This is a genomic window from Xanthomonas sp. D-109, from assembly GCF_017746095.1.
Lineage (GTDB): Bacteria > Pseudomonadota > Gammaproteobacteria > Xanthomonadales > Xanthomonadaceae > Xanthomonas_A > Xanthomonas_A sacchari.
This window is the reverse complement of sequence record NZ_JAGHWV010000009.1, coordinates 186380-199640: the sequence shown is the minus strand read 5'-3', so window position 1 is coordinate 199640 and position 13261 is coordinate 186380. Positions and strand designations below refer to the sequence as shown.

The following is a 13261-nucleotide window of genomic DNA, read 5'->3' as shown; positions in this document are numbered from 1 at the left end:
GCGCGCATGCCCACCACCGGCCCCAGGCTTGGCCCGATCCGGATCCTCATGGTCGAGGATTCGCCGGAGGATGCCGAGCTGCTGTCCGACCAGTTGCTGGACGCCGGCCTGGAGGCGACCTTCCGCCGCGTGGAAAGCGAGCCGACCCTGCGCGAGGCGCTGGGCGAGTTCGCCCCGGACATCGTGCTGTCGGACCTGAGCATGCCCGGGTTCTCCGGGCACGAGGCGTTGCGGGTGGTGCGCGAGGACGGCAACGCGGTGCCCTTCATCTTCGTCTCCGGCACCATCGGCGAGGAGACCGCGGTGGAGGCGCTGCGCGACGGCGCCAACGACTACATCATCAAGCACAACCCGACCCGCCTGCCGTCGGCGGTGGCGCGGGCGATCCGCGAGGCCCGCACCGAGCGCGAGCGGCAGCGGGTGGAGCGCGAGCTGATGCGCGCGCAGCGCCTGGAGAGCCTGGCCCTGCTCGCCGCCGGCCTCAGCCACGACCTGCGCAACATCCTGCAGCCGCTGCTGATCGTGCCGGAACTGCTGGTCGGCCGCAGCGACGATCCGCAGGTTCGGCATCTGGCCGACGTGATCGCCGAGTGCGGCCGGCGCGGCCACGAAATGGCCGAGTCGATGCTCTCGTTCGTGCGCGGCTCGCGCACGCCGAGCGAGCGGGTGCGCATCGCCGAACTGTTCCAGGCGGTGCAGATGCTGCTCAAGAGCAGCCTGCCGGAGCGGGTGACGCTGCAGGCGGACGTGGCCGACCCGGCGCTGTCGATCGAGGCCAACTACACCGAACTGCAGCAGTGCCTGCTCAACCTCGGCCTCAACGCGATCCAGGCCATGCCCGACGGCGGCCAGCTGAGCTTCTCGGCGGCGCCGGCGATCGGCGCCGACGGCAGCGAGCAGGTGCGCATCCTGGTCCGCGACAGCGGCATGGGCATGGACGCGGAGACCCAGGCGCGGCTGTTCAGCCCCTTCTTCACCACCAAGCCGGACGGCACCGGCCTGGGCCTGATCTCGTGCAAGCGCATCGTCGAAAGCTACGGCGGCCGGATCGGCGTGGACAGCACGCCGGGCCAGGGCACCTGTTTCGAAATGCTGATCCCGCTGCGCGCGCCGGCGCCATCGACCGAGCCCGAGCTGTCGTTGCCGATGGGCAAGGGCCAGCGCGTGCTGCTGGTCGACGGCGAGGCCACGCGGCTGTCGCTGCTCGGCAACGCGCTGTCCAGCCAGGGCTACCGCCCGCAACTGGCGTCCGACGGCGCTGCCGCGCTGCGCGACGTCGAGGAGCACGGCCTGCCGGATCTGGTGATCGTCGACAGCGACATCATCCTGCTCTCGGCGGTGCACCTGCTGCTGGCGCTGCAGGACCTCGGCTACCAGGGCCCGGCGATCGTGCTCGAGGACACCGGCACCACCCTGGAACGCGACCACTTCCCCGCCGACATCGCCGTGCACGTCCTGCGCAAGCCGCTGGAAATGCAGCGCGTGTTCCGGGCCGTGGCGCATGCCCTCGAAAGCGGTTGAGGTGCTGGGAATGGGGATGGGGGAATGGGGAATGGGAACGGCAAAAGCCAAAGCCAAAGCCGATGCTCATTGCTGCATGGCGACCGTATCTCCAGCGCTAGCTGCGCGATGACGTGACTCGTTTATCTGGATTCACCGAGAGAGGCAAAGCTCACCGGATCCGATAAGTGCAGCTTGGAACGCAAGGACAGCGGATTGACGCCTCAGCGGCCATCATGTCTCAGCGCAAGCTCCGCGCTCCGGCTGTTCCGATTCCCCATTCCCGACTCCCCAATCCCGGCCCCTCACTGCTGCGCCGACTGGTCTTCCGGGTCGCGGCGGGCGGGGGCGCGGCGGGGAGGCAGGGGCGGCAGGGCGTCGCGGGCTTCGGTGTCGTGGTCGGCGGCCAGGGCCGGTTCCCACGGGAAACGCGGCAGGGTGCGCACGGCGTTCTCCAGCTTGCGCGACCAGGTGTCGTGGATCTCGGCGTACAGCGGCGTGTCCGCTTCCAGGCGCATGCGCTCGGTCACGCGCAGGTCGTTGCGGCGGATCAGCGCCAGGTCGATCGGCATGCCCACCGACAGGTTGGAGCGGATGGTCGAGTCCAGCGACACCAGCGCGGTGCGCGCGGCGTCTTCCAGTTGCATCTCCGAGCGGATGATGCGGTCCAGGATCGGCTTGCCGTACTTGGATTCGCCGATCTGCAGGTAGGGCGTCTCCGGCGAGGTGGCGATGGCGTTGCCGAGCGGGTAGATCATGTACAGCCCGGGCCGTTCGCCGGCGATCTGCCCGCCCAGGATCAGCGTCGACTGCACGTTGACGCCGCTGTGCTGGGATTGCTCGGAGAGCTTGATCTGGCTGGAGGCCAGCACCTCGCCGACGTACTCGGCCACCTCGAACAGATGGCGGAAGCTGCGCAGGCTGCGCGGCGCCTCGGGATCGTCGGCGTCGCGCTGCAGGCGCGAAATGGTCAGCTGGGTGGTCGCCAGGTTGCCGGCCGACATCAGTGCGAACACCGCCTGGCCCGGATACTCGAACACGTGCAGCTTGCGATGCACGCGGACGTCGTCCAGCGAGGCGTTGGTGCGGGTGTCAGCGGCGAAGACCAGGCCTTCGTCCACTTCGATGCCGACGCAATATGTCATGGCGATGCCGAAACCGGGTGCATCTGGATTCTATGCGGGCTGGCGCGGGCTGGCTAGCCGTTGACGCTCGGCGCCGCGGCATGCGCGAATAGTGCATGACCACCGTGCTTCTGAGCCTGGGCAGCAATCTGCGCCCGCATCACCACCTGGCCGCGGCGATCGCGGCGCTGCGCCGGCAGTTCGGCGCGATCGCGGTGTCGCCGACCTATCGCACCGCGGCGGTCGGTTTCGACGGGCCGGCGTTCCTGAACAACGCGGTGGCGCTGCAGACCGACTGGGAGCTGGCGCCGCTGGACGACTGGCTGCATGCGCTGGAGGACGCGCATGGCCGCGACCGCAGCGGCCCGCGCTTCAGCGACCGCACCCTGGACATCGACGTGGTGTTCTACGGCGACCGCATCGTCGAAGGCCCCGGCCACCTGCGCATCCCGCGGCCCGAGCTGCGCCACGCCTTCGTGCTCAAGCCGCTGGCCGACATCGCCGCCGATTTCGTCGATCCGGTCAGCGGCCAAACCCTGGGCGCGCTATGGCAGGCGCATGCGGAGCATGGGAAGGCGTTCGAGGTGGTCGAGTTGGTCGATGAAGCCGGGAATGGGGAATCGGGATTGGGGAATCGGTAGAGCTGGGCGCCGGGCCGATCGTCGCGTTGTCATGACGCGGCCTGGCGTGGCTCTCAGCAATGGCTGGGAAGAGGTCGCGCTTGCCGATTCCCCATTCCCTATTCCCGGTTCCCAGCCTTCAGGTCAGCCCACGTCCGCCATCCACCCGCACGGTCTGCCCGGTGACGAAGCTGGCGTCGTCGAGCAGCCAGCGCACCGTGTCGGCGATTTCCTCGACCTGGCCGGTGCGCGCCAGCGGGGTGCGTGCCAGCAGCGCTTGTTGTGCGGCGGCGTCCTTGCCGGCGTCGGGCCACAGGATCGCGCCGGGGGCGATGGCGTTGACGCGCACCTGCGGTGCCAGTTCCAGCGCCAGCGAGCGGGTCAGCATCGCCAGGGCGGCCTTGGCCGCGCTGTACAGCGGATGCGCGCGCAGCGGCGTTTCCGCGTGCACGTCGGTCATGTTGACGATCGCGCCGCCGTGCTGACGCAGCTGCGCGGCCGCGGCCTGCGCCAGGAACAGCGGCGCGCGCGCGTTGACCGCGAGCAGGTCGTCCCATTGCGCCGGCGTAGCCTCGTGCAGCGGCGTGGGATAGAAGTTGGAGGCGTTGTTGACCAGCGCGTCGAGCCGGCCGAAGCGGGACACGCACTGCGCCACCAGGTCGGGCAGCTGCGCGGTGTCGCGCAGGTCGGCCTGCAGCGTCAGCGTGCTGCCGGCGCGCAGGGATTCCAGTTCCTGCGCCAGCGCCTGCAGCTCGGCCTGCGAGGTGTGCGCATGCAAGGCGAGGTCATAGCCGGCCGCGTGCAGGCGCCGGGCGATGCCGGCGCCGATGCGCCGCGCGCTGCCGGTGATCAGGGCGACTTTGGTCTGGGTCATGTGCGGGTTCCATGCTCGGCTATGCTGTGCATTGTCCACGCAATCGTGCAGCGCATGCCCACCGACCTTCCTTCGCCCGATGCCACCGCGCTGGCCCACAGCGATCGCCTGGCCGCGCACATGCGCGCCGAGATCGCCGCCGCCGGCGGAGCCATTCCGTTCTCGCGCTTCATGGAGCTGGCGCTGTACGCGCCCGGTCTGGGCTACTACAGCGCCGGCAGCAGCAAGTTCGGCGAGGAAGGCGATTTCGTCACTGCGCCGGAGCTGGGGCCGCTGTTCGCCGCCACCGTGTCCAATGCGCTGGCGCCGGTGCTGCAGCAACTCGGGCCGCAGGCGCGCATGCTGGAAGTGGGCGGCGGCAGCGGCGCGTTCGCCGAGGTCATGCTCAAGCGCCTGCTGGCGCTGGATGCGCTGCCCGAGCGCTACGCGATCCTGGAGCCCAGCGCCGATTTGCGCGAACGCCAGCGCGAGCGCCTGGCGCGCACGCTGATCCCGCCGGTGTTCGACCTGGTGGAATGGCTGGACCGGCCGTTCGACGACGACTGGAACGGCGTGCTGTTCGCCAACGAGGTGATCGACGCCTTGCCGACGCCGCGCTTCGCGCTGCGCGACGGCGAGGTGTTCGAGGAGACCGTGATGTTGGACGGCGAGGGCCGCTTCCGCCGCGGCGAACAGCCGGCCGATCCGCTGCTGGCGGCGGCGGTGCGCCACCTCGAGCGCTACCTGCAGACGCCGTTCGCCGACGGCTACCGCTCCGAATTGCTGCCGCAGTTGCCGTACTGGATCCAGGCGGTGGCCGGCGGCCTGCGCAGCGGCGCGATGCTGTTCGTGGACTACGGTTATCCGCGCCGCGAGTTCTATCTGCCCGAGCGCGACGACGGCACCCTGCGCGCTTTCTACCGACACCGCACGCATGCCGATCCGTACCGCTGGCCCGGCCTGCAGGACCTGACCGCGTCGGTGGACTTCACCGCGCTGGCCGAGGCCGGCACCGGGGCGGGGTTCGACCTGGCCGGCTACTGCAACCAGGCCAGCTTCCTGCTCGGCAACGGCCTGGACGCGTTGCTGGCCGAGGCCGAGGCACGCAGCGACGAGGCCGCGCGGCTGCGCCTGCGCCAGCAGGTGAAGCGACTGACCCTGCCCAGTGAGATGGGCGAGCGTTTCCAGGTGATGGGCTTCGAGCGCGACGTGTCGCTGGCGCCGGCGTTCCTGTCCGGCGACCTGACCTGGCGGCTGTGATGGCGGCTGTGCGCGACTTCCGCTGGCCCTGGCTGTGGCTGGGGCTGTGGTGGCTGGGCATCGTGGTGCTGATCTACGTGTGCATGATGCCGCACCCGCCGCAGTTGTCGGACCTGCCCGACAGCGACAAGGCCGAGCACTTCATCGCCTACCTGCTGCTGGCCGCCGCGGCTGTGCAGGTCTATGCCGGGCCGCGCGCCTGGACCTGGGCCGCGCTGGGCCTGCTCGCGCTGGGCGTGGGCATCGAATTCGCGCAGGGCGCCTGGACCACCACGCGCTCGGCCGATCCACTGGATGCCCTGGCCGATGCATTGGGCGTGGCGGCCGGCATGGCCACCGCGGCCACGCCGTGGCGCGATCTGCTGTGGCGGCTGGAGCGCGGCAGCCTGCGCCGTCGTTGAGCGCGGTGGCGGCGCGGTCTACGCCGTCGGCCAAACGCCGGATTTCCCGGCCGCGCGCAAGGTGCGACAGGCGCGCCGCGTCCTAGAGTGCCGGCGCCGGGCACCCCGCCCGGTCGCCGCGCGGCGACTCCGCGCGTCCGTGCGGGAGAGAACACGCATGCAAGCACGACAATCCACCCGTGCCGCGCGCGGCGCCGGCCTGTGCGCCGCGCTGTGCCTGGCGATCAGCACCGCGCCCGCCAGCGCCGCCTGGAACGACCTGTGCAATGGCACCGCCACCTACACCAGCTCCGGGTATTCCGGCGGCGCCTTGCTGCTGGATCCCATCGACCCGACCGCCACGATCACCGCGCTGAACCCGACGCAGCTCAATTACGGCGGAATCCAGGCGGCGCTGGCCGGCGCCTATCTGCAGGTGCAGGGGCCGCGCGGCTCGGTCACCGTGTACGTCACCGACCTGTATCCGGACGGCGCCGACTGCGGGCTGGACCTGTCGCCCAACGCCTTCGCCGCGATCGGCGACACCAGCGCCGGGCGCATCCCGATCCGCTGGCAGGTGGTGGCCGCGCCGGTCACCGGCAACGTGGTGTACCGGATCAAGGAGGGCAGCTCGCAATACTGGGCGGCGATCCAGGTGCGCAACCACCGCTATCCGGTGGTGAAGTTCGAATACAAGAAGAACGGCGACTGGGTCAGCCTGCCGAAGACCGCGTACAACCATTTCGTCGGCGAGCAGATGGGCGCGCAACTGCTGGAGATCCGCCTGACCGACATTCGTGGCCAGGTGGTCACCGACACCCTCGGCGCGCTGCCCAGCCAGGGCGACAAGGGCGTGTACTTCGCCGACGGGCACGTGCAGTTCCCGAAGTGAAGCGCGTCCGGGCATGCGCCGGCGGTCGCGCGCCGGCGCTGCTTGCACTGGTATGCGCGCGCCTGCGTCGCGGCGATGGCGCCGCAGCGCAGGCGAAGCCTCGCGCTCAGAACTTGAAGTGCACCGTCGCCATGTAGCGGCGGCCGTTGTGGTAGCGCCCAACCGGGTGGTCCTTGTCGCCCAGGTACTGCAGGTACTCCTCGTCCAGCAGGTTCTGCGCGTCCAGCTGCAGCGACCACTGCGCGTTGATCGCGTAGCCCACGCTCGCGCCCAGGTCGGTGTAGTCGTCGACGCTGGCCGGCGCGGCGCCGGCGACGTAGCCGCCGGCCAGGTAGCTGTCGCGCCAGTTCAGGCTGATCCGCGCGTTCCACGGGCCCTTCTCGTAGTACGGGCTGAAGGCGACGCTGTTGCGCGACTGGTAGGGCAGCGGGTTGCCGCTGTTGTTCTCGCCGCTGGCGTAGGTGTAGTTGGCCGACAGGCCGAAGCCGCTGTCGCCGAACGGCTGCTGGTAGGCCAGGGTGAAGCCCTTGACCTTGCCGGTGCCGGCGTTGCGCGGGCGCTGGATGCTGTAGTCGCAGTAGCCGTCGGCGGTACAGCCATTGCTGCCGAGCATCTGCGCCCAGGTCTGCGGCGAGGTGTCGCGGATCGCGTTGTACTGGCGCTCGATGGTGGCCGAGGTGTCGATGTAGTTGTCGATCTTCTTGTAGAAGACCGACCACGCCACCACTGCCTGCGGGGCGAAGTAGTACTCGGCCGAGAGGTTGAAGTTCCACGATTCGTACGGCGACAGCTCGGCATTGCCGCCGCTGCCGGTGAGCGTGGTGTCGTTGAGGAAGGTGTTGTTGACCATCTGGTTGTACGGCGCCCAGGCGATCACCTTGCCGGCGCCGAAGCGGAACACCCAGTCGTTCTCGGTGTCGTAGGCCAGGTTCAGCGACGGCAGCAGGAAGTGTTCGGTCTTGGTGCGGGTCTGCCACTTGCTGTCCAGGTCCTGCAGCGTCGGCGTGCCGCTGTAGACGAAGCCACTGCCTTCGGTCTTGGAATCCACGTAGCGCAGGCCGAGGTTGCCGCGCAGGCCGGCATTGGAGAAGTTCAGCTGCACGTAGGCGGCGTTGTTGGTCTGCTGCAGCGCCCAGGTGTTGTTGAGGTAGCTGGACGGGTCCGGGTTGGCGTAGTCGACCGGGCTGTTGCGGATCCAGTCGATCACGTTGCCGCGCCCGGCCTGCACGTGCTGGCCGTGGTCGGGATAGAACCCGCGGATGTCGGTCAGGCCGATGGTGCCGATGTCGGCCAGCGTGCCGGGGGTGACGCCGCCGTAGACGTTGAGCGCGAAGTCCTCGTCGTGCTTGCCTTGGCGCACGCCGACCAGCAACTGGTTGAACACGCCGTCGAACTGCAGCTCCAGGTCGAGCTGGCCGTAGCGGTCCTTGCTCTGGGTGGAGAACACGCCGTTGTTGCCGATCCAGCCGCCGGCCGAGCCCCAGTTGGCCGGGTTGCGCGCGGCGGTGGGATCGTCGAAGCGGATGCCGCGGTCCAGATCCCAGCGGAAGCCGCCGTTGTAGAACGGTTCGATGAAGTATTGCGCCAGGTCGTCGTTGTCGGACTTGCTCTGGCCGAGCTGGCCGCGCAGGGTCCAGCGTTCGCCGCGATAGGCGCCGCGCAGGTCCAGGCCCTTGGTGGTCACCTGCGACTGGCGCACGTTGTTGTCGTAGATCACCGTGCCGCCGCCCGCGTTGGCGTTGGCGCTGGAATGGCCGCTGCGGACCACGCCGTTGCGCACGTCGCCCAGCGCGTCGACCGCGGCGACGGTGCCCGGATTCCAGGTCAGGAAGCTGTACATCGACTGGTTGTAGTTGTCGAAGTCTTCCTTGATGTACAGGCCGCTGAGGTTGAACTCCAGCGCGTCGCTGGGCTTGAGCTGCAGGTTCACCACTGCGCTGTCGCGCTTGCGGTCCTGCTGGAACCAGGCGGCGTTGATCGAGTTGGGCACGTCGGCATCGGCAGGCACGCCGCTGGCGTTGGCGAAGCTGCCGGCCTTGGCGTAGCCGAACACCTCCAGGCCCTGGCGATCCACGCGTTCCTCGTAGTGCTGCGCGGAGACCGCCACGCCGAAGGTCTCCTGCGGATTCTTCCAGCTGTACAGCAGCGATGCGTTGGGCTTGCCCTCGCTGGCCTGCTGGCTGTAGCTGTAGCCCACCGAGCCGGCGATCTCGTTGGCCTTCAGGTCCAGCGGCTGGCGGCTGTACATCAGCACGGTGCCGCCGAGACTGCCTTCGGTCAGCCGCGCTTCGGTGGACTTGACGATCTCCGCGCGGCCCAGGATCTGCGGCGACAGCAGGGTGTAGTCGAAGCCGCGGTTGGGCTGCTCGCCGTACAGCCAGATCGCCTGCGCCACCGGGTGGCCGTCCAGGAACGACAGGTTGAGGCTGGGATCGGTGCCGTCGATGCTGACCCGCTCGCCCTGGCCGAAGCGGCGGTCGATGGTGACGCCGGGAATCTGCGCGAACGCTTCGGCGACGTTGGTGCTGGGGAACTTGCCGATGTCCTCGGCGGTGATCGCCTCGGACACGGTGACGTTGTTGCGCTTGGTGTCCAGCGACTTCTCCAGGCTGGCGCGGATGCCGACCACCTGGACCGCGTCCAGATCGGTGGCGGCGGAGTCGGCCTGCTGCGCCTGCGCGGCGAAGGCGAGGACGCTGGCGGCGATGGCCGCGGACAAGACGGAACGGCGATATTGCATGATGTCTCTCCCTCATCATTCAATGGATCAACGCGATTGCGCGGACGGTGCGCCGCGCGCCGGAGTGGCCTGTTGCCTTATTGCCTGTGGTGCGGATGCGGGCTGGAGTGCCGGGTGTTGCGAAACGTGGAGGCCGTCCCGTGTTGCGCGGAAGGGCAGGGGCTGCCGGTGCGGTGCGCACGTGCATGCGTGGCCGGCCTTGGCGCGTGCAGGGTGGTAGGGCGGTCACCGGAGACGGCGATCAGCGAGGCCGCCCATCGCGGTCGATCGGACCGTGCTGCGAGAGCGGCGCGGCGCAGCAACAGCCGCAGTGGACTGAGCGCGGCATGCGCGCTCGGCAACGGCTGTGCTTGGTCATGCCATGAAGTGCCGCGTGCGACACGCGACGCGTGCGAACGGATCATTGCGATCACATGCCTCCCTTGGCCCCGCTTTCGCGCCGCAATGCGCGGCTACACCCCCGTGTGCGCCGATTCTTACGAGCCCATGACAACGATGTCAAGCCTTGCCGCGAAAATTTGTCTGGTTCTGGTTTTGTCGCTCAATATCGGCAGTGGATCCCGGAAAGGATGCGTCGTCGGCACAAAAGCTGTTATTTTTCAATTATTTGTGCAAGAGCTCCGCGCAGCGCGCCACCTTGCGCAAATGAGAATGCAATGCGCTTATGCGGCGATGCACAAAATTGGTCTCGTTGTCACAATTGGTGCGGCATAGGTATCGTGACAACGATGCGTGAACAATGCCGCGCTAGAAATATTTTTCTCATTAAAGCAATTGATCTATAAGAGATTTAATCGCTTCAACGCACAAGTCCAGGGGTCATTCTTCGATTTCGTGCGGTGTGGCGTTGACACAATCTTTCTAAGACCATAAGAATCGAAGCGCCTGGAATTGGTCCTTGCCAATTCGGGTCAGATCCGTCAAGCCGCACCATGCAGTCGCCCGTTCCGGGGAAGGGACGGGGACGCGCCTCCCGCAACACAGGGCGCAGGAAACAGCCAGAACGTTCCATCGACTCCGTCCGCACGGACGGCATCGCCCTGCGCGTCGCGTCGGGCGCGAGGGAGGGTGCTGCCTGCCGATCGCCGCCCTGGATGTCAGACGTCGTCGTGCCGATCGCCATCAACCAGGATAGCCCAATGCCACATGTCGCCCGCTCCCGTTCGCATTGTTGTCCCCTGTCCGTCCTCGCCAGCGCCATCGCGTTGGGCCTGTTCAGTGCCGCTGCGCAGGCGCAGGAAGCGCCCGCGTCCGATTCGATTTTCCAGCTCGACACGGTGACCGTCACCAGTTCCTACCAGAAGAGCCTGATCACCGCGCTGGACAACAAGCGCGAGGATGCGCGCATGACCGACGGCATCTCGTCGGAGGACATCGGCAAGTTCCCGGCCGAAAACATCGCCGAGGCGATCCAGCGCATTCCCGGCGTGCAGATCTCCACCATCAACGGGCGCGGCTCGACCATCAGCATCCGCGGCCTGGGCCCGCAGTACTCGGCCACCACGATCAACGGCCAGACCATCAAGAGCGCCGATTTCACCGACGGCTTCCGCTACGACATCATCCAGCCGGAGGTGGCCGCGGCGATCGAGGTGATCAAGTCGCCGTCGGCGGACATGGATGCCGGTGGCCTGTCCGGCACGGTCAACATCGAGACCACCAAGCCGCTGGACTACAAGGAGCGCAAGCTGATCTTCTCGGCGAAGGAGCAGTACGCCGAGTTCGCCGGCGGCGCGCCGACGCCCAAGGGCGTGCTGACCTACATCGACCAGTTCCATCTGGCCGACGGCGGCGAACTGGGCGTGTTCGTCAACGCCGGCTACCAGAAGCTCCGGGACCGTGCCGACTACCTGTGGATCGACCGCTGGTACACCCAGGACACCGGCGACGGCACCCTCTACATTCCGCGCCGTCCGCGCTATCGCTCGATCGAGCGCGAGACCGACCGCAAGATGTTCACCGCCGGGCTGCAGTGGAAACCCAACGACCGCCTGGAGATGAACCTGACCGCGCTGTATTCGCAGGACAAGACCGACAACGACATGAACCAGTTGGTCTACTCCTTCGACCGCAACTACCTGACCGTGCTGCAGACCGAAGGCCTGACCGCGACCAAGGTGTCGGCGTCCAACTACTGGCTGGAGAACAACCGCCAGCTCGAGCGCCACGACCTGAGCTCGCAACTGCTGACCTGGGACGCGCGCTGGAAGGGCGATGCGTGGACCTTCAGTGGCGTGGCCAACTACACCGAAGGCAAGACCGACGAGGACGAGCGCGCGGTGATCCTCGGCCGCAAGCCGAGCGCGACCCTGTTCGACATGTCCAATCCCGGCGCGATCTCGCTGACCACCGATGCCGACGCCACCGACGCCAGCGCCTGGAACAAGGCCAACCTGGTCCGCGACGAATACCCCAACGGTGCGATCAACGCGCTGCGCAACAAGGAATGGTCGCTGCAGCTCGATGCCGAGCGCTACGTCGGCAACGGCTTCCTGGACGCGGTCAAGGTCGGCACCAAGTTCCGCCGCGAGACCTTCGACCGCAACGTCTGGCGCCGCGACTTCCTGTACCTGATCAACTCCGGCGCGGTGTCCGGCTACGGCATGTTCCCGGAGTTGTCGGCGGCCAGTTCCAACGTCAGCAACTTCCTCGACGGCGACCTGGCCTCGCAGAGCGACTGGGTGGCGCCGGACGTGTACGCCTACGCCAGGGCCTTGGCGGCCTCCGGCATCACCGTGCCGGTGCTGTTCGCGCCGCAGGCCAGCTACCACATCCGCAACGACATCTTCTCCGCCTACGCGCTGGCCAAGATCGACACCGACGTCGGCAGCATGCGCCTGCGCGGCAACGTCGGCGTGCGCTACGAGGGCACCAAGCGCACCACCGACACCTACCTGACCACCGCCTCGCAATACAGCGAGGACGCCAACGAGGTGGTCGGCACCGCGCGCGCCCCGTACGACTACCACAACTGGCTGCCGAGCCTGAACCTGGTGCTGGACATGCGCGAGGACCTGCTGCTGCGCTTCGCCGCCGGCAAGGTGCTGGTGCGGCCGATCCTGGACAGCAACACCGCCATCGCCACCACCATCTCCTCCGGCAGCAACACCGGCGGCACCACCACCTACGACGTGGCGCTGGGCCAGACCGACCTGAAGGCGCTGACCGCCGACCAGGCCGACCTCAGCCTGGAGTGGTACTACGGCCAGGGCGGCGGGCTGACCCTGGCCGGCTTCTGGAAGAACGTCAAGAACGGCACCTTCAACAGCATCGTCTGCCCGGCCACGTTCAACGGCACGGCGCTGTCCACCAATGGCGCCGGCGATTGCGTGGACGGCAGCGGCAACATCTACGAGATCACCGCCACCCGCAACGATCCGAGCAAGGTCAAGATCAAGGGCTACGAACTGGGCTGGACCCAATCCTTCGATGCCTGGCTGCCGATCCAGGGCTTCGGCCTGACCGCCAACTTCACCCGGGTGATCCCGCAGCGCGACACCGACTTCAAGATCCGCAACCTGTCGGAGAAGACCTGGAACGCCACCGGCTACTGGGAGAACGCGATGTTCTCCGCACGCCTGTCGCTGAACCATCGCAGCGAGTACGAGCAGGACAGCAGCGACAGCTTCTTCGCCCGCGAAGGCCACACCATGAAGGCGCGCACCCAGGTCGATGCGGTGCTCGGCTACCAGGCCACCGACAAACTCAGCTTCCAGCTCGGCGCGCTCAACCTGACCAACAAGAAGGAAGAGGCGTACAAGGACATCAGCAGCCGCTGGCAGATGACCGGGGTCACCGGCCGCAGCTTCTACGTGTCGATGCAGTGGGACATCCTGTGAGGGCGGCGCAGGCGCCTGCGGGCTAGCGCGACCCCGACCCGGCGCCGCGGTGG

Annotated in this window: 9 protein-coding genes and 1 pseudogene; 7 read left to right on the top strand and 3 right to left on the bottom strand. The window is 67.9% G+C overall.

Annotated features, from left to right (window positions below; genetic code table 11):
- Positions 1-6 precede the first annotated feature (6 nt).
- Positions 7-1521 carry a hybrid sensor histidine kinase/response regulator gene (locus tag J7357_RS10460; protein ID WP_209246244.1) on the top strand — a complete coding sequence of 505 codons (1515 nt, stop codon included), beginning with the start codon at positions 7-9 and terminating at the stop codon, positions 1519-1521.
- 284 nt (positions 1522-1805) lie between these two features.
- Here J7357_RS10460 and J7357_RS10455 read toward each other — a convergent pair whose 3' ends face one another.
- Positions 1806-2645, bottom strand: a complete 840-nt coding sequence (locus J7357_RS10455) for a 20S proteasome subunit A/B (RefSeq protein WP_209246242.1) — start codon at positions 2643-2645, stop codon at positions 1806-1808.
- Between the two features lie 95 nt (positions 2646-2740).
- Between J7357_RS10455 and folK the strand changes: the two genes are divergently transcribed.
- Positions 2741-3265 (top strand): 2-amino-4-hydroxy-6-hydroxymethyldihydropteridine diphosphokinase, encoded by a 525-nt coding sequence (gene folK, locus J7357_RS10450; RefSeq protein WP_209246240.1) that lies wholly within the window; start codon positions 2741-2743, stop codon positions 3263-3265.
- A 118-nt stretch (positions 3266-3383) separates the two neighbouring features.
- Here folK and J7357_RS10445 read toward each other — a convergent pair whose 3' ends face one another.
- Positions 3384-4118, bottom strand: a complete 735-nt coding sequence (locus J7357_RS10445) for a pteridine reductase (protein WP_209246238.1) — start codon at positions 4116-4118, stop codon at positions 3384-3386.
- A 54-nt stretch (positions 4119-4172) separates the two neighbouring features.
- Between J7357_RS10445 and J7357_RS10440 the strand changes: the two genes are divergently transcribed.
- The 3 genes and pseudogenes from J7357_RS10440 to J7357_RS10430 form a co-directional block, all read left to right on the top strand.
- Positions 4173-5357 (top strand): SAM-dependent methyltransferase, encoded by a 1185-nt coding sequence (locus tag J7357_RS10440; RefSeq protein WP_244667419.1) that lies wholly within the window; start codon positions 4173-4175, stop codon positions 5355-5357.
- A complete protein-coding gene (locus J7357_RS10435) occupies positions 5357-5758 on the top strand; it encodes a VanZ family protein (RefSeq protein ID WP_244663830.1) in 402 nt (133 codons plus the stop codon). The genes J7357_RS10440 and J7357_RS10435 overlap by 1 nt, the downstream gene beginning before the upstream one ends.
- 268 nt (positions 5759-6026) lie before the next feature.
- Positions 6027-6629, top strand: a pseudogene (locus tag J7357_RS10430) (expansin EXLX1 family cellulose-binding protein); the annotation flags it as partial.
- 106 nt (positions 6630-6735) lie between these two features.
- Here J7357_RS10430 and J7357_RS10425 read toward each other — a convergent pair.
- Positions 6736-9369 carry a TonB-dependent receptor gene (locus tag J7357_RS10425; RefSeq protein WP_209246233.1) on the bottom strand — a complete coding sequence of 878 codons (2634 nt, stop codon included), beginning with the start codon at positions 9367-9369 and terminating at the stop codon, positions 6736-6738.
- Between the two features lie 444 nt (positions 9370-9813).
- On the opposite strand from J7357_RS10425, the gene J7357_RS10420 reads away from it, so the two are divergent.
- Together J7357_RS10420 and J7357_RS10415 are read left to right on the top strand one after the other, a co-directional pair.
- Positions 9814-10083 carry a hypothetical protein gene (locus J7357_RS10420; protein WP_209246231.1) on the top strand — a complete coding sequence of 90 codons (270 nt, stop codon included), beginning with the start codon at positions 9814-9816 and terminating at the stop codon, positions 10081-10083.
- Between the two features lie 425 nt (positions 10084-10508).
- Positions 10509-13208, top strand: a complete 2700-nt coding sequence (locus J7357_RS10415) for a TonB-dependent receptor (protein ID WP_209246229.1) — start codon at positions 10509-10511, stop codon at positions 13206-13208.
- The last annotated feature ends 53 nt before the right edge of the window (positions 13209-13261 follow it).